Annotated in this window: 13 protein-coding genes; 3 read left to right on the forward strand and 10 right to left on the reverse strand. The window is 62.1% G+C overall.

Features of this window, described 5'->3' with window-relative positions:
* Positions 1 to 11: 11 nt before the first annotated feature.
* A complete protein-coding gene (locus tag WFM45_RS21460) occupies positions 12 to 611 on the forward strand; it encodes an HD domain-containing protein (protein WP_015376230.1) in 600 nt (199 codons plus the stop codon).
* On the opposite strand, the gene WFM45_RS21465 is transcribed toward WFM45_RS21460, so the two are convergent.
* The 3 genes from WFM45_RS21465 to bglF all read right to left on the reverse strand — a co-directional run bounded on the left by WFM45_RS21465 (position 612) and on the right by bglF (position 5,414).
* Entirely contained in the window at positions 612 to 1,982 is a 1,371-nt protein-coding gene (locus WFM45_RS21465; protein WP_443005965.1) for a carbohydrate porin, read from the reverse strand.
* 151 nt (positions 1,983 to 2,133) lie between these two features.
* Positions 2,134 to 3,537, reverse strand: coding sequence for a glycoside hydrolase family 1 protein (locus tag WFM45_RS21470; protein ID WP_085337589.1), 1,404 nt, complete (start codon positions 3,535 to 3,537; stop codon positions 2,134 to 2,136).
* Between the two features lie 14 nt (positions 3,538 to 3,551).
* Positions 3,552 to 5,414 carry a PTS beta-glucoside transporter subunit IIABC gene (gene bglF, locus WFM45_RS21475; RefSeq protein ID WP_085337590.1) on the reverse strand — a complete coding sequence of 621 codons (1,863 nt, stop codon included), beginning with the start codon at positions 5,412 to 5,414 and terminating at the stop codon, positions 3,552 to 3,554.
* A 664-nt stretch (positions 5,415 to 6,078) separates the two neighbouring features.
* On the opposite strand from bglF, the gene WFM45_RS21480 reads away from it, so the two are divergent.
* Positions 6,079 to 6,828 (forward strand): NAD-dependent epimerase/dehydratase family protein, encoded by a 750-nt coding sequence (locus WFM45_RS21480; RefSeq protein WP_033631453.1) that lies wholly within the window; start codon positions 6,079 to 6,081, stop codon positions 6,826 to 6,828.
* Between the two features lie 34 nt (positions 6,829 to 6,862).
* On the opposite strand, the gene WFM45_RS21485 is transcribed toward WFM45_RS21480, so the two are convergent.
* Positions 6,863 to 8,029: an MFS transporter gene (locus tag WFM45_RS21485; RefSeq protein WP_004934092.1), complete on the reverse strand. Its 1,167-nt coding sequence runs from the start codon at positions 8,027 to 8,029 to the stop codon at positions 6,863 to 6,865.
* A gap of 364 nt (positions 8,030 to 8,393) precedes the next feature.
* Here WFM45_RS21485 and WFM45_RS21490 point away from each other — a divergent pair, with 364 nt between their 5' ends.
* On the forward strand, positions 8,394 to 9,494 hold the full coding sequence (locus WFM45_RS21490; RefSeq protein ID WP_004934091.1) for an alkene reductase: 1,101 nt from the start codon (positions 8,394 to 8,396) through the stop codon (positions 9,492 to 9,494).
* Positions 9,495 to 9,514: 20 nt separating this feature from the next.
* On the opposite strand, the gene WFM45_RS21495 is transcribed toward WFM45_RS21490, so the two are convergent.
* From WFM45_RS21495 to WFM45_RS21520, 6 genes are all read right to left on the reverse strand, one after another.
* Entirely contained in the window at positions 9,515 to 9,877 is a 363-nt protein-coding gene (locus WFM45_RS21495; protein ID WP_226988573.1) for a hypothetical protein, read from the reverse strand.
* 10 nt (positions 9,878 to 9,887) lie between these two features.
* The gene (locus WFM45_RS21500) at positions 9,888 to 10,400 is read right to left on the reverse strand and encodes an Mpo1 family 2-hydroxy fatty acid dioxygenase (RefSeq protein WP_004934084.1); all 513 of its coding nucleotides are present in this window, start codon (positions 10,398 to 10,400) and stop codon (positions 9,888 to 9,890) included.
* A gap of 71 nt (positions 10,401 to 10,471) precedes the next feature.
* The gene (locus WFM45_RS21505) at positions 10,472 to 10,915 is read right to left on the reverse strand and encodes a universal stress protein (RefSeq protein WP_015376224.1); all 444 of its coding nucleotides are present in this window, start codon (positions 10,913 to 10,915) and stop codon (positions 10,472 to 10,474) included.
* 21 nt (positions 10,916 to 10,936) lie between these two features.
* Positions 10,937 to 11,710 carry a siderophore-interacting protein gene (locus tag WFM45_RS21510; protein WP_336957221.1) on the reverse strand — a complete coding sequence of 258 codons (774 nt, stop codon included), beginning with the start codon at positions 11,708 to 11,710 and terminating at the stop codon, positions 10,937 to 10,939.
* Positions 11,691 to 13,136: an efflux transporter outer membrane subunit gene (locus WFM45_RS21515; RefSeq protein WP_336957223.1), complete on the reverse strand. Its 1,446-nt coding sequence runs from the start codon at positions 13,134 to 13,136 to the stop codon at positions 11,691 to 11,693. Before WFM45_RS21515 ends, WFM45_RS21510 begins: the two co-directional genes overlap by 20 nt.
* Positions 13,133 to 14,176, reverse strand: coding sequence for an HlyD family secretion protein (locus tag WFM45_RS21520; RefSeq protein WP_004934076.1), 1,044 nt, complete (start codon positions 14,174 to 14,176; stop codon positions 13,133 to 13,135). The genes WFM45_RS21515 and WFM45_RS21520 overlap by 4 nt, the downstream gene beginning before the upstream one ends.
* Positions 14,177 to 14,216 lie beyond the last annotated feature (40 nt).

Below are 14,216 nucleotides of genomic sequence, written 5' to 3' on the forward strand. Positions count from 1 at the left end.
AGGGAAAGGAAATGACGAATACGCTTGCAGAACGCGCGCGCCGCTACGCCACCAAGGCGCATGCGGCCATCGATCAGCGCCGCAAATACACCGACGATCCGTACATCGTCCACCCACAGGCGGTGATGGAGCTGGTGCGCAGCGTGCCGCACACCGAAGAGATGCTGGCGGCCGCCTGGCTGCATGACACGGTGGAAGATACGCCCACCACCCTCGGCGATATCGAAAGCCACTTTGGGCCAAAAGTGGCGGAACTGGTGCGGATGTTGACCAACGTCAGCCGCGCCGAGGACGGCAACCGCTTCGAGCGTAAAAACCGCGATCGGCGCCACAGCGCCGGCGCGTCGCCGCAGGCCAAAACCATCAAGCTGGCGGATCTGATCGACAACACCCGCTCGCTGCTGGACTACGACAGCCACTTCGCCCAAACCTATCTGATCGAGAAACAGCGCCTGCTGGAAGTGCTGACCGAAGGCGACCCGACGCTGTGGCGCCAGGCCAGCCATATCGTCGAACAGGGGCTGCTCAGATTGCAGCAGCCGCCGCACAACGTGCCGGCCAGCTGGTTTGAGCACGCCCGCCGGCGCTACCGCGAGAGCGACGCGGCCTGATCAGAAGGTCACCACCGTTTTCAACGCCGTCACCCAGGCGTCCTGCGTCTCGCTGACGCCCGCCGGGTGATGCCAGTATTGCAGGCCCGGCTGCAGCTGCAGCCACGGCGTGACGTTAACGCGATAATAGAGCTCCGCCGTCACCGAGTGGCCCGGCACCGGCCGATAGTTCGGATCGTGATAATCGCTGATGCCGCTCATCTGGTTGAGATAACGCTGATTGTCTTTGTAGCGGTCGCTCAGCTTCACCACCGAGACGCCGAGCCCCAGCCAGTCGTCCGGCCGCGCATCGAACAGCCCGCGATAGCGGATGCCGGTCGAGGTAGACCAATGCAGGTAGTTGCTGCGCTGATCTCCCAGCCCCAGGCTGTAAAACACACTCAGACCGCGGTTGACGTCGTCCGCATGGCGCGTCACCTGCTGGTTGAAACCGGTATACAGGAACCAGGTGCGATCGTGGCTGCGATAGCCCTGCGGATCGCTGGCGCCCGGCCCGCCGGACACCCCTTCATAAAGATCGCTCTGGCGCGCGTTGGTGAACAGCACGCCCAGGTTATACACCCCCGGCAGCTGGTTGACGGCGTGGGTTTTCAGCTCCAGCTCCATCGGCAACAGGAAGCCTTTGCTGCCCTTGGTGGACCAGCTCCAGGCGTGGCTGCGGCTGGGGGCGCTCGGGTTCTGTTCCATCACGCCGCCCTTGAGCGTCAGGCCGTCGGTCAGTTTGTATTGCAGCGTGGTGCCCCAGTAATGCACGTTCCAGTTGTACCAGGTCAACGAGTTGGCGGACTTGCCGCCGCACAGCGTCAGCGTCTGAAAATCGCAGGGGATGATCTGATCGAAATCCTGCACCTTGTTCATCATGCCGATGCGCCACTGCAGCCGGCGATCGAGGAAGGAACGGCTGAAGGTCAACCAACCCAGCCGGGTAATCGACTGCCCGCCAAAGCTCTCCTGCGACAGATCGGTCAGGCCGACGCGCGGATCCTGCAAGCGATCGCGGGTCAGGTTGTTGTCATGGTTGCGGTTGACGATATTGCCTTCGATCGCCGCGTCCGGAATGCCGGTCAGCGCCTGCAAATCCTGGCTGAAGGTCAGCGAAAACTGGTCGATATACGACGCCTGTTTATCGTGGTTGTAACCGCCACCGGCGTTATACGACAGCTGGCTGAGGTAGCCGAGATTATAGTGGAAGCCCTGATCCTCCAGGATCGGCCTGATCCCCAGCATATCCCCCAACAGCCCGGGCTGCGGCGGCTCAAAGCCGAGCGCCACCCCTTCCCATTTGGCGGTGGGGGCTTCGACGTCCTTGCCGGTTTGCAGCGTTTCCGCCTGCGCCTGGCTACAGAGCAGCGCCAGCGCCGCCAGGGTCATGGAACGAGGTAATAAGCTTTTCATCATTATTATATTTCTCCGCATAACGGCTGACTGCGGGCAACAGCATTCCCTGGGAGAGAATTTCCCATCATGAACAGCAGCGAATAACGTTAGGTTAACGCCCGGCGCTTGCCGCCGGGCTGAAGGGTTAGCGTCGGTCTTTCAGGCTGGCGCCGTTGCTGTGGATCACATCGCGGTACCAGTAGAAACTCTTCTTGCGGCGGCGCTCGAGGCTACCGTTGCCGGCATCGTCCCTGTCGACGTGAATGAAGCCGTAGCGCTTCGACATTTCGGCCTTCGAAGCGCTGACCAGATCGATCGGCCCCCAGCTGGTGTAGCCCATCACCTCGACGCCGTCGTCGATCGCTTCCGCCACCTGCACCAGATGATCATTGAGGTAGTTGATGCGGTAATCGTCGTTGATGCTGCCGTCGGCCTCGACGCGGTCTTTGGCGCCCAACCCATTTTCGACGATGAACAGCGGTTTCTGATAGCGGTCGTACAACACGTTGAGCAGGTAGCGCAGCCCGATCGGGTCGATTTGCCATCCCCACTCCGAGCTGGCCAGATGCGGGTTCGGCACCATATCGAGAATGTTGCCGCGCGCCGTCTCATACTGCTCCGGGTCGGCGGTGACACAGCCGCTCATATAATAGCTGAACGAGATGAAATCGATGGTTTCACGCAGCGTTCGCCGATCTTCCTCGGTGATCGCCACCTCAATGCCGTTTTCACGGAAGAAGCGTTGCATATAGGCCGGGTAATAGCCGCGCGCCTGCACGTCGCCGAAGAACAGCCAGTCGCGGTTTTGCCGCTGGGTTTCCAGCAGATCTTCCGGCTTGCAGCTCAGCGGATACAGAATGCCGCCCAGCAGCATGTTGCCGATTTTGCCCTCCGGCACGATCTCGTGACAGGCCTTCACCGCTTTGGCGCTGGCCACCAGCTGATGGTGGATCGCCTGATAGATGGCGCTCTTGTCGCTCTCCGGCGGCAGACCGACGCCGGTGAAAGGCGCGTGCAGCGACATGTTGATCTCGTTGAAGGTCAGCCAGTGTTTGACCTTGTGCTTGTAACGTTCGAACACCGTGCGCGCGTAGCGCTCGAAGAAGTCGATGGTGCGCCGATCGCCCCAGCCGCCGTAGCGTTTCACCAGGCCGTAAGGCATTTCATAGTGCGACAGCGTGATCAGCGGCTGAATGCCGTACTTCGCCATCTCGTCGAACAGCCGATCGTAAAACGCCAGCCCGGCTTCGTTCGGCGTCTCTTCGTCGCCCTGCGGGAAAATGCGCGTCCAGGCGATCGAGGTGCGCAGGCATTTGAAGCCCATCTCGGCGAACAGCGCGATGTCTTCCGGATAGCGATGATAGAAATCGATCGCCACGTCCTTGATGCCGCTGTCGCCCGCCGTACGCGGCGTGATGGCGCCGAAGATGCCCTGCGGCTGCAGATCGGAAGTCGACAGCCCCTTGCCGTCGGCCTGATACGCGCCTTCAACCTGGTTCGCCGCTACCGCGCCGCCCCACAGAAAATGTTGCGGAAACTTGCCGTTCATCGCTTGCTCCTCAATTAGCGTAATAAAGTCAGCAGCGGCGCCTGTTCCTGCACCGGAGACAGGCCGCTGGTCAACACGTCCACGTAATCATCGCTGTTGCTGATGATGATCGGCGTGGTGGTGTCATAGCCGGCGGCATGGATCGCCGCCTGGTCGAACTCGATCAGCAGATCGCCCGGGGCGACCCGCTCGCCTTCCCGCACGTGGGCGGTGAAATGCGCCCCGTCCAGCTTCACGGTATCGATGCCGACGTGAATAAGAATCTCCGCGCCGTCGTCCGATTCGATGCCGATGGCGTGTTTGGTTTTGAACAGTGACGCCACGCTGCCGCTCACCGGCGCCACCACGCGCCCCTGCTGCGGCGCGATCGCCACGCCTTTCCCCAGCAGGCCACTGGCGAAGGTCGCGTCGTTCACCTGATCCAGCGGCACGATGTCGCCGGCGATCGGGCTGAGGATGGCCTGCTTACGGTTAAGCGGCGCGGCGGCTTCAGGCTGCGCCGCGTCTTCCGCCGGCGCAACGCCGAACAGATAGCTGGCCAGCGCGGCGAACACGAACGACAGCAGGGTGCCACCGATCGCGCCCCATACCGTGGCGTCAATGCCGCCGCCGGGGATGATCTGCGCGAAGGTGAACACGCTCACCAGGCCGAACGAGTAAACCGAAGTATGGAAGTAGCCGATCACCGCGCCGCCCAGCGCGCCGCCGATGCAGCCGAAGATGAATGGGCGTTTGTTCGGCAGCGTGACGCCATACACCGCCGGCTCAGTGATGCCGAAAATCCCGGCGCCGATGGCCGAAGCGGACAGCGCCCGCAGTTTGGCGTCGCGGGTGCGCAGCATCACGCCCAGCGTGGCGCCGACCTGCCCCATCACCGCCGGCAACAGCAGCGGCACCATGGTGTCGCGCCCCAGCACGCTCAGGTTGTTGATCATCAACGGCACCAATCCCCAATGCAGGCCGAAGATCACGCATACCTGCCACATCGCCCCCATAAAGGCGCCGGCGATGATCGGGTTAAAGGCGTAAATGCTCTGATAGCCGTTGGCCAGCAGGTGGCTGAGCCAGGTTGCCGCCGGGCCGATCAGCAGGAAGGTCAACGGCACGGTGATCGCCAGGCACAGCAGCGGCGTGATGAAATTGCGCAGCGCGCTGTGGATCACCCGGTTAAACAGCGGCTCCAGGCGGCAGGACACCCAGGCCGCGAAGATGATCGGGATCACCGACGAGCTGTAGTTGATGAAGGTCAGCGGAATGCCGAAGAAATACTCGCGCACCGCGCCCGGCTGCTGCGCCGCTTCGAAGGCCGCTATCATCAGCGGATGCGTCAACGCGCCGCCGATCGCCATGGTGACGAACGGGTTGCCGCCGAATTTTTTCCCGGCGGTGTAGCCGAGCATGATCGGGAAGAAGTAGAACAGCGCGTCGCTGGCGGCGAACAGCATTTTGAAGGTGCCGCCGCTCTCCAGCAGCCAGCCGCAGGCCAGGCTCAGCGCCAGGAAGCCTTTCAGGATCCCCGAAGCGGCCATCACCCCGAGCAGCGGGGTAAAAATGCCGGACACCAGATCGATAAAGCGGCTGAGCAGGTTGTCTTTTTTGCCGCCCGCGTCGTCGCTCGGCGCGCCTTCGGCCAACCCGCCGACCCGATTGACCGCGTCGAACACCTCCGCCACGTGGTTGCCCACCACCACCTGGAACTGACCGCCGCTCTCCACCACCATGATAACGCCCGGATTTTTCTTCAGCGCTGCCGCGTTGGCGCGATTGTCGTCGCGCAGCTTGAAACGCAGGCGGGTAGCGCAATGCACCAGGCTTTTCACATTGTCGCGGCCACCGACGCCGGCCAAAATCTCACTGGCTAATGTGTCATATTTCATACTGTTATCCTTAGACTTCGCGTTCTGCCGCTCCCCGCCCCGCACTGGCCTGGCGCTGAGGCGAAATTCGGCGCAAAAAAAAACCTAAACCTCGCGGCCTCTGCCCCATCGGGGAACAGAAACGCGAGGTTTAGGTTTTGCCTGCCGTAGCAGTAACAACCCTAAATCGGTTGAGTTATGACGTTAACACCGCGGATTTTGCCGGGGCAAGCCTTTGCGTCGGCAAATTGCCGAACTGTGATCGGGCGGGCAAAACCGACCTGAGGTATCAAATAAGGCCTGTCGCCCTCTATCGGCTTCAGCACAGCAGTGATATATCGCGCAGGCGGAATAGAGAGGGGGCGGAATATCGCCCGCCTCAGGCCCAAAAAAACATAAGATTAACTAACCAAATAATTCACTATCAAGCGAAAGCAAAGCGCTCGTCCATCCACTGTCAATCCCCGCTTTTTTAGCCACAATCGGCAATCAATAAGGCAAATAGATCGCCAAGCTTGATTGCACATCGTTAACATTCCACGATATTCACCTGCGCAAAAATCACCATGCGCAATTGATAATGGTGAAAGAAACATCAGAATGACTAATTAAAACGACTGGACAAAAGTCACGCGGGCGATTATTACTGGTCAACGCGTAATCGATTGTAAGGATGACAGCGACCATGACGTTGCGGACTGAGTTGGGACGGATTCTGATCACCGGCGCCGGCGGCCGGGTAGCCACGGCGTTTCGCCAGGCGATGGGCAATCGCTACGCGCTGCGGTTGGCGGAAAGGGATGTCAGCCTGCTGCACGATCTGCAGCCCGGCGACGAAGTCATCAGCTTCAACATCGCCGATCTCGACGCCTGCCGCGCGGCCTGCGCCAATATCGACACCGTGTTGCACCTGGCGGCCGATCCCTCCCCCGATGCCGACTTTTGCGGTTCGTTGATGGACAACAACATTCTCGGCACTTTCAATATCTTCCGCGCGGCGAAAGACGCCGGCTGCCGCCGGGTGGTGTTCGCCAGCAGCGCGCAGGCGGTGGAAGGCTATCCGCTCGATTACCAAATCCGCCCGGATGACGCGCCGAAACCGAAAAACCTGTACGGCGCCAGCAAGGCGTTCGGCGAAGGCATCGCCGCCTACTTCGCCCATCAGGAAGGGCTTTCCGCCCTGTCGGTGCGCATCGCCAACTTCACCACCCTCAGCCCGGGCGATCGGCTCAGCGCCCGCGACATGAGCGCGTTTCTCAGCCATCGCGACGCCGCCGATCTGCTGGAGCGCTGCATTCGTGTCGAAGGGGTGCAATATGCGGTGGTGCACGGGGTTTCCAATAACCGCTACACGCGTTTATCGCTGGAAGAGACCCGTCGCCTGCTCGGCTACGCCCCGCAGGACGATGCGTTCAGCCTGCTCGGCTTTGAGTGAGCGCGGCGGGGAACCCCGCCGCACGCTGTCGTTTTTAACCGTTGGCGTAGGCCACTTTTTCGGCCTGACGGTGGGTGAACAGCACCAGCAGCAGCGCCAATCCGGCAATAATCGCCCCCATCACCGGCACGAAGCTGTATCCCAGCCCGGCGGAGACTACCGCGCCACCGGCGGCGGCGCCCAGCGCATTGCCCAGGTTAAAGGCGCCGATATTGACCGAAGACGACAGCCCCGGCGCTTCACTGGCGACACGCATCACGCGCATCTGCAGCGGCGGCACCACGGCAAAGGTCGCCGCGCCCCAAATCACCATGCTGACTGCGGCGCCGATTTCACTACGCGCCAGGAACGGGATCACCAGCATAATGACCACCAGCAGCAACAGGAAACCCTTCAGCGTCGCGCTTTCGGAGCGGTCGGCGAACTTGCCGCCGAGGTAGTTGCCGATGGAGAAACCGACGCCGATCAACACCAGCATGGACGTCACGAACAGCGGTGTCGCATCGGTGATGTGCTGCAACACCGGCGAGATATAGGTATAGAGCGTGAACATCGCGCCCGCGCCCAGCACGGTCGTCAGCAAGGCAGACAGCACCTGCGGGCGCACCAATACCGACAGCTCGCGTTTCACATCCGGACGCGCGCCAGCGCTGCCTTGCGGCAACGAGAACCACAGCCCCAGCATGGCGATCACGCCCAGCCCGGCCGTCGCCAGGAACGACATGCGCCAGCCGATGGTTTCACCCAGCCAGGTCGCGGCGGGCACCCCGCCGATATTGGCGATGGTCAGGCCCATAAACATGGTCGCCACGGCGCTGGCCTGTTTCTCCTTCGGCACCACGCTGGCGGCCACCACCGATCCGAGGCCAAAGAACGCGCCGTGGTTCAGGCTGGTGATGATGCGCGACAGCATCAGGGTGGTGTAGTCAGGCGCAACGGCCGACAGCACGTTACCCAGAGTAAAGATCGCCATCAGGAAGATCAGCGCGCTTCTGCGTGCCCGGTGAGAAAGCAGCAACGTCATCAGCGGTGCGCCGACCATCACGCCGACGGCGTAGGCGCTGATCAACATGCCGGCCATCGGGATGGAGACGTCCACCCCTTTGGCGATGGTCGGCAGCAACCCCATCGGGGAAAACTCGGTCGTGCCGATGCCGAACGCCCCCACCGCCAGGGCTAATAAGGGAAAGTTAATTTTCATTCAACAACTCCGGTTAACCGCTGCCGAAGCGCGGGAAAGTTAAGATGCCAAAAGTATGACATTGATCACACCAAAGATAAGCAGGCGGGAGGCTAAAAGACTTTTGCGATTTTGTTAAAAATCGTGGGGAAAAACAGCAGCCGACTCTATCCCAACCACGCGCCGACAGGCAATAGCCGCCGTCGCCCGAGCGCACATCGGGTTCATTCCCGCCACCTGCGGCAAGCCGGCGGCCACCGCAACTATTGAACACAGAGCAAAAGTGTTTTGTTATTGTGCGCGTTTTTAGAATTAAACGACGAAATATAATGGCCTCAGTAAAACATCAATGCCCTACGGCCCCATTCACACAGAGGGAAGCGCCATGCTTTTTGACTCGTATTCTTTAAACGGTTTATCGCTGAACAATCGCATCGTCATGCCGCCCATGACCCGCTCTCGGGCCGGCGCCGGCGACGTCGCCACCGACATGATGGCTGAATATTATGCCCAGCGCGCCAGCGCCGGGCTGATCGTCAGCGAAGGCACGCAGATTAGCCAGCAAGGCCAGGGTTATGCCTGGACGCCCGGCATTTACACCCCGGAACACATCGCCGGTTGGAAAAAAGTCACCGACGCCGTACATCAGGCCGGCGGCAAGATCTTCGCGCAGCTTTGGCACGTCGGCCGCGTGTCGCATACCATTCTACAGCCTGGCCACGCCGCGCCGGTCTCCTCCTCCGCTATCCAGGCCGATGGGGTCAAGGTATTTGTGGATGTCGAAGGCCGCGGGCCGGAACATGGCGTGGGTGAAATGGTGCAACACTCCGCACCGCGCGCCTTAACGCGGGAAGAAATTCCGGCGATCGTCAATGACTACGCTCAGGCGGCCCGCAACGCCATCGCCGCCGGTTTCGATGGCGTAGAGCTGCACGGCGCGAATGGCTATCTGATCAATCAGTTTATCGACTCGCGGGAAAACCAGCGCGACGACGAATACGGCGGTTCACTGCAAAATCGCCTGCGTTTCCTGCGGGAAGTGGCGCAGGCGGTAGCGGACGCCATCGGCAAAGAGAAACTGGGCGTGCGCCTGGCGCCGCTGACCACCCTGATGGGCTCGCAGGACGATACCCCGGAAGCCACCTATCTGGCGGCGGCCAGCGTGCTGAACGATATCGGCGCCGCTTACATTCACATCGCCGAAGCGGACTGGGATGACGCCCCGGTGATGCCGGCGGCGTTCAAAGAATCACTGCGCCTGATTTTCCGCGGCACGCTGATTTACTCGGGCAAATACACGCGTGAACGCGCTGAAGAAGCGCTGGCCAAAGGCTGGGCGGATCTGATCGGCTTCGGCCGCCCGTTCATCGCCAACCCGGATCTGCCTCACCGCCTGCAACACGGGCTGGCGCTGAATGCGCCCATTAAAGAGAAATTTTTCGGCGGCAGCCGTGAAGGCTACACCGATTACCCGGCGATCGGGTAACGCTCGCCGACAACGCCGGCTCAAGCCGGCGTTATTTTTTTCTGTGCTTCGATCCAGTCAAGAAATTGCATCATTCTGTCGCTAAAATCCGCGTCATTCGCCTCCCCTGCCGCGTGCGCTAACCAATAGTCCATTTCATCGCGCTGCTCTGCATAAAGCGCCAACAGCTGATCGGCATAGTCGGTTAGCGTTATCGGCCAGAACGGGCTCCCCTCGGCGCGCAACATATTGGTGGCGCGGATCAGCTTTCTGGCCGCTTCGCGCTTTAAGCGCCTCTCATCCGATACCGTCCTTGCCTGCAGCAGTTGCTCCCGATAACGCGCCAACGCGGGCCGTAAATCAGCATTGACCGCCAGCGCGATGCTCCGGCGCCAACGCTTCATCAACGCCACCTCATCCCCTCCCATTGCGCACTTTGCCCGCGCGCAGTTCGATGTTCCGCTGCAGTTCGCGCAGCCCGCCGGCCAGGAAGCAGGCTTCCGCCAGCACGAACAGCGGGCCGATGATAAGGCCCGTCACGTCGTCCATAAACGCCGGTTTTCGCCCCTCCCAAAAGTGCCCGGCAAACTGAAACAGCCAGCCGATGACGAAGCCGCCGATGCCGACGCTCAACCACGCCGCCGTCGACAGCGACGCCACCCAGGCACCGAACCCGAGGCACAGCAGCAGCAACGCCAGCATCATGATGCCAAGGCGCAGGTTCAGCCGCAGGTAATAGAGCGCCGAGACGATAACCGCCGCGCAGGCCGGCGAAAACGGCAGCCCTCCCGCGCCCCACGCCGGCCGGGAGAGCAGCGCCAGCAGGCTGATGACGATCAGGGGGATACCGATAAAATGCGTGGCGATATTGCGCGCATCGCGGTGATAGGCGGCATAAGCGGCAAGGTGATCTTCCAGACTTCGCATGTTGACCTCCGGTATGTGCGGCCTTCGTCGCCGAACGCGCGCAGCCGCATGCGGCTGCCCTTACCCATAGCTTAGCGCGGGATCACCAATACCGGTTGACCGATCTCATCCAGCAGGCCACGCGTGACGGAAGCGTTCAGCCAGCGCCCCAACGAAGACAGGTGGCGGTGCGAGATGATCAACAGATCGCAGTTGAACAGCGCCATCTGTTCCGGGATCACCTCAATGGGCGAGCCCGCGGCCAGCAAGCCCTGGGCATTGAAGCCCTGCTGTTTCAGCGCCCGCGTCACCTGCCCGACCTGCTTTTCCGCCAGCGCTTCTTCCCGTTGGGCGGCGGGATACTCCTCGCGCTCATCGCTGTCGAAACGCAGGCCGCTGCGGCTGAGCGTGAAGGCATTGTCCACCACCGTCAGCACAATCACGCCGCCGATGCTGCCTTGCAGGCGCGCCATAAATTCCAGGGCGTTGCCGCTGTGTTCAAAGCAGTCCACCGCCAATAACACTCTCTCAATCATAACCATCCTCACTCGCCCGAGTTAAATCGCGCCCTTGAAATTGGCTTCGCCCTTTTTCCAATAACCTTTGGCAAACAAGGCGGCGCGGGAAATGCCCATTTCGTTGATAAAACGCGCCTTCAGATAGGCGGCGACCTGTTGCTCGCAGGCCAACCACACCTGCCCTTCGCCGGCCGGCAGCTCGCAGTGGCTGACGGCCTGCACCAGCGGACTGTTCATCACGCTGTCGAAATGTCGGGTGCGGATTTGCCAGCTGTTCACCTGCAAAAAGGAGCAATCGACGTCCTGGATCTCCTGCGCATCGCCCACCTCGGCGAACCACAGCACCGGCAACGGGGCGGAGAGCGAGGCGATAATGGTGCGCATGGCGGGCAGCGCGGTCTCATCACCCAGCAACAGCAGCCAGCGAGTTTGCGGCAACAGCCGAAAGCCGCCGGAGCAAGGGCCGGCGAACCCCAGCTTGTCGCCCGGCATCGCGTCGCGCGCCCAGTTCGACGCCGGGCCTTCGCCGTGCAGCACCATGTCGATATCGAAGGTGCGGGCGAGTTTGTCGATGCCGCTCAGGGTGTAGGCCCGCCCGGCCAGCGTGTCGCGCCACGGGAAGAACACCTTGACCCAGCTGGCCGGCTCCTGCGCGCGCGGATCGGCGATAAACTTATCCACATCATCGCCGCTCAACGTGATGCGCCTGATCCGAGCGGTGACTTGCCGCACGGCGCTCACCCGGGCCTCCCGTTTGCGGCGGGTGTCCCTTTCCAGCATCTCGTCGACAATCTTATTCAGCGTGTTGTGCATCAGCCTTCTCCTGTGGCGCCGCAGACGGGTAGGTGAGTTCCCAGCCGCCGCCCAGCGCTCGATAGATATTCACCACGGCGATCGCCGTCTCCTCCTCTGAAACAATTTGCGCGGACTGCAGATCCAGCAGCGCGCGCTGCGTGCTCAGGACGTGGATAAAATCGCTGGCACCGTTCAGATAGCTGTCGCGCGCCAGCGCAAACGCGTGTCGGTTGGCGGCCAGCGCTTCGGCCAGGTGCATCTGGCGGCGCTGTTGGGCGCGATAGCCGGAAAGCGCGTCGTCGATCTCGTGCCAGGCGCGCAGCACCGTTTGCTGGTAGGCGATGGCCATTTCCTGCTGGCGATATTCGCTCAGGCGTACCCGCTGGGTGATTTTTCCCCCGTCGAACAACGGCAGATACAAAACGGGGCCGATGGCGAAGGTATGCGTGGACCAGCTGCCCATATCCGACAAGGCCAATGCCTGGTAGCCCGCGTTGCCGGTCAGCGTGATGCGCGGGTAGTAGTCGGCGGTGGCGACGCCGATCTCGGCGGTCGCCTGATGCAAACGCTCCGCCGCTTCGCGAATATCCGGCCTGCGCAGCGCCAGATCCGACGGCACCCCCATCGGCACCGCGCGCGCCAGCGTCGGCAGCGGCCCCGGCGGCGACAGCATCGCGTTCAGCGCGCCCGGCCGCTCGCCCAACAACAGGCCGATGGCGTTAATCAGCCGTTCTTGCCGGTCGGCCAACGTCGGCAGCAGGGCATCCACCTGCGCCAACTGCACCTGCGCCTGATCGATATCCAGTTCGTTGCCCGCGCCGCTTTGATAGCGGCTTTGCGTCAGCTGCAGCGTGCGCAGCGCCGTAGCACGGTTTTCCTGCGCCACCGCCAGCTGCTGCTGCGTGGCGCGCAGGCGCAGATAGTCGCTCGCCACCTCCGCCGTCACCGACGTCAGCAGCGCGCGCCGATTCTCCTGCGAAGCGGCGAAGCCGGCGCGCGCGCTTTCCGAGGCGCGGCGCAGCTTGCCCCACATGTCCAGCTCCCAGGCGGCGCTGAAGCCGCCGCGCCAGAGGTTGTAATCCGCCTCTCCGCCGTTGCCGGACGGATCCATGCTGCCCACCGAGGTGGCGCGCTGGCGCTGATAGGCGCCGTCCAGGCTCAGATCCGGCATCAGCGCCGCCTCTGTCGCGCCCAGCAGGGCGCGGCTCTGCTGCAGGCGCGCCGTGGCGAGCTGCAGATCCAGGTTACCGGCCGCCACGCGCTGCACCAGCTGCGACAGCGGCGCATCGTTGAATATCGACCACCAGGCCACCGGCAATGCCCCGCCGCCGGCCTGCTCACCCCAGCTCTCGGGCAGCGCGCTCTGCGGCCGAGCGTAGTCCGGCCCTACCGCCCGGCAGCCGCTCAGCGCCATCAACAGCAGCGGGATCACGGCTCTGTTCATTGCAGGCCTCCGTCCAACGTATTGATGCTGACGTCCGCAGACATGCCGACGCGCAGGGCGCTCAACAAGGCGGCATGCTCTTTGTTGATATCAAATACAATTTTCACCGGGATGCGCTGCACGATCTTGGTGAAGTTGCCGGTGGCGTTCTCCGGCGCCACGGCCGCGAAGCTGACGCCGGAAGCCGGCGCGATGCTGTCCACCTGCCCTTTCAGCGTTTGGCCGGGAAAGGTATCGATATGGATGTCTACCGACTGCCCGTGCGCAATGTTTTCCAACTGGGTTTCCTGGTAGTTGGCGATGATGTACAGCTTGTCCTGCGGCACGATGGCCAGCAGCGCATCGCCCGGTTTGACGAACTCCCCGACCCGCAGACTTTTCTTGCCGATCACGCCGCCGATCGGCGCGGTGATGCGGGTGTAAGACAGGTTCAGTTCGGCCATCGCTTTCTTGGCCTGCGCCAGCATCAGCTCGGCATCGCTGTCCGCCAGCTTGGCCTGCAGCACCTGCTCCATGTTTCGCGCCGCTTTGAGCGTCGCCTCCGCCTGCGCCACATTGGCGGAAAGCGTGTGCACCCGCGTTGTCGCCTGCTGCGCCGCCTGCTGCGACCCCGCGCCGCTGCTGGCCATTCTCTGGTAGCGGTTCTGCTCCTGACGCGCAAACGCCAGCTCCGCCTGCGCCGCCTGCCGCTCCGCCAGCGCGGCGGCGATCAGCGCGCTCTGCCGGGTGAGGTTGGCCCTGGCGTCGTCCTGCCGGGCGCGGGCGGATTGCTCCTGCGCCGTCGCCTGCGCAAGGGCAACGTTGAATTCACGCGGATCGATCACCGCCAGCAACTCCCCCTGTTTAACCCACTGGTTGTCCCTGACCAACACCTGCGCAATTTCACCGGCAATCTGCGGAGAAATACGCGAGATATCGGCGCGAATATAGGCGTCGTTGGTATTCTGCTGTGTCTCTTTAATAAAAAACTTATTCATTAATAACCCCAGCGTAATGACGGTAACCGCCAATACGGCGACGGCGACTTTTTTGTTAGCCATAAAAGTGACTCCACTTAATATTTATTTCTGATGATAAAAT

Origin of the sequence: Serratia sp. KG1D, from assembly GCF_037150675.1 — a bacterium.
GTDB classification, from domain to species: Bacteria; Pseudomonadota; Gammaproteobacteria; order Enterobacterales; family Enterobacteriaceae; genus Serratia; species Serratia nematodiphila.

Excerpts from the sequence above, each read along its gene's own strand:
- WFM45_RS21460 (WP_015376230.1), top strand. The coding sequence starts at position 12 with ATGACGAATACGCTTGCAGAACGCGCGCGCCGCTACGCCACCAAGGCG.
- WFM45_RS21465 (WP_443005965.1), bottom strand. The coding sequence starts at position 1,982 with ATGACCCTGGCGGCGCTGGCGCTGCTCTGTAGCCAGGCGCAGGCGGAA.
- WFM45_RS21470 (WP_085337589.1), bottom strand. The coding sequence starts at position 3,537 with ATGAACGGCAAGTTTCCGCAACATTTTCTGTGGGGCGGCGCGGTAGCG.
- bglF (WP_085337590.1), bottom strand. The coding sequence starts at position 5,414 with ATGAAATATGACACATTAGCCAGTGAGATTTTGGCCGGCGTCGGTGGC.
- WFM45_RS21480 (WP_033631453.1), top strand. The coding sequence starts at position 6,079 with ATGACGTTGCGGACTGAGTTGGGACGGATTCTGATCACCGGCGCCGGC.
- WFM45_RS21485 (WP_004934092.1), bottom strand. The coding sequence starts at position 8,029 with ATGAAAATTAACTTTCCCTTATTAGCCCTGGCGGTGGGGGCGTTCGGC.
- WFM45_RS21490 (WP_004934091.1), top strand. The coding sequence starts at position 8,394 with ATGCTTTTTGACTCGTATTCTTTAAACGGTTTATCGCTGAACAATCGC.
- WFM45_RS21495 (WP_226988573.1), bottom strand. The coding sequence starts at position 9,877 with ATGAAGCGTTGGCGCCGGAGCATCGCGCTGGCGGTCAATGCTGATTTA.
- WFM45_RS21500 (WP_004934084.1), bottom strand. The coding sequence starts at position 10,400 with ATGCGAAGTCTGGAAGATCACCTTGCCGCTTATGCCGCCTATCACCGC.
- WFM45_RS21505 (WP_015376224.1), bottom strand. The coding sequence starts at position 10,915 with ATGATTGAGAGAGTGTTATTGGCGGTGGACTGCTTTGAACACAGCGGC.
- WFM45_RS21510 (WP_336957221.1), bottom strand. The coding sequence starts at position 11,710 with ATGCACAACACGCTGAATAAGATTGTCGACGAGATGCTGGAAAGGGAC.
- WFM45_RS21515 (WP_336957223.1), bottom strand. The coding sequence starts at position 13,136 with ATGAACAGAGCCGTGATCCCGCTGCTGTTGATGGCGCTGAGCGGCTGC.
- WFM45_RS21520 (WP_004934076.1), bottom strand. The coding sequence starts at position 14,176 with ATGGCTAACAAAAAAGTCGCCGTCGCCGTATTGGCGGTTACCGTCATT.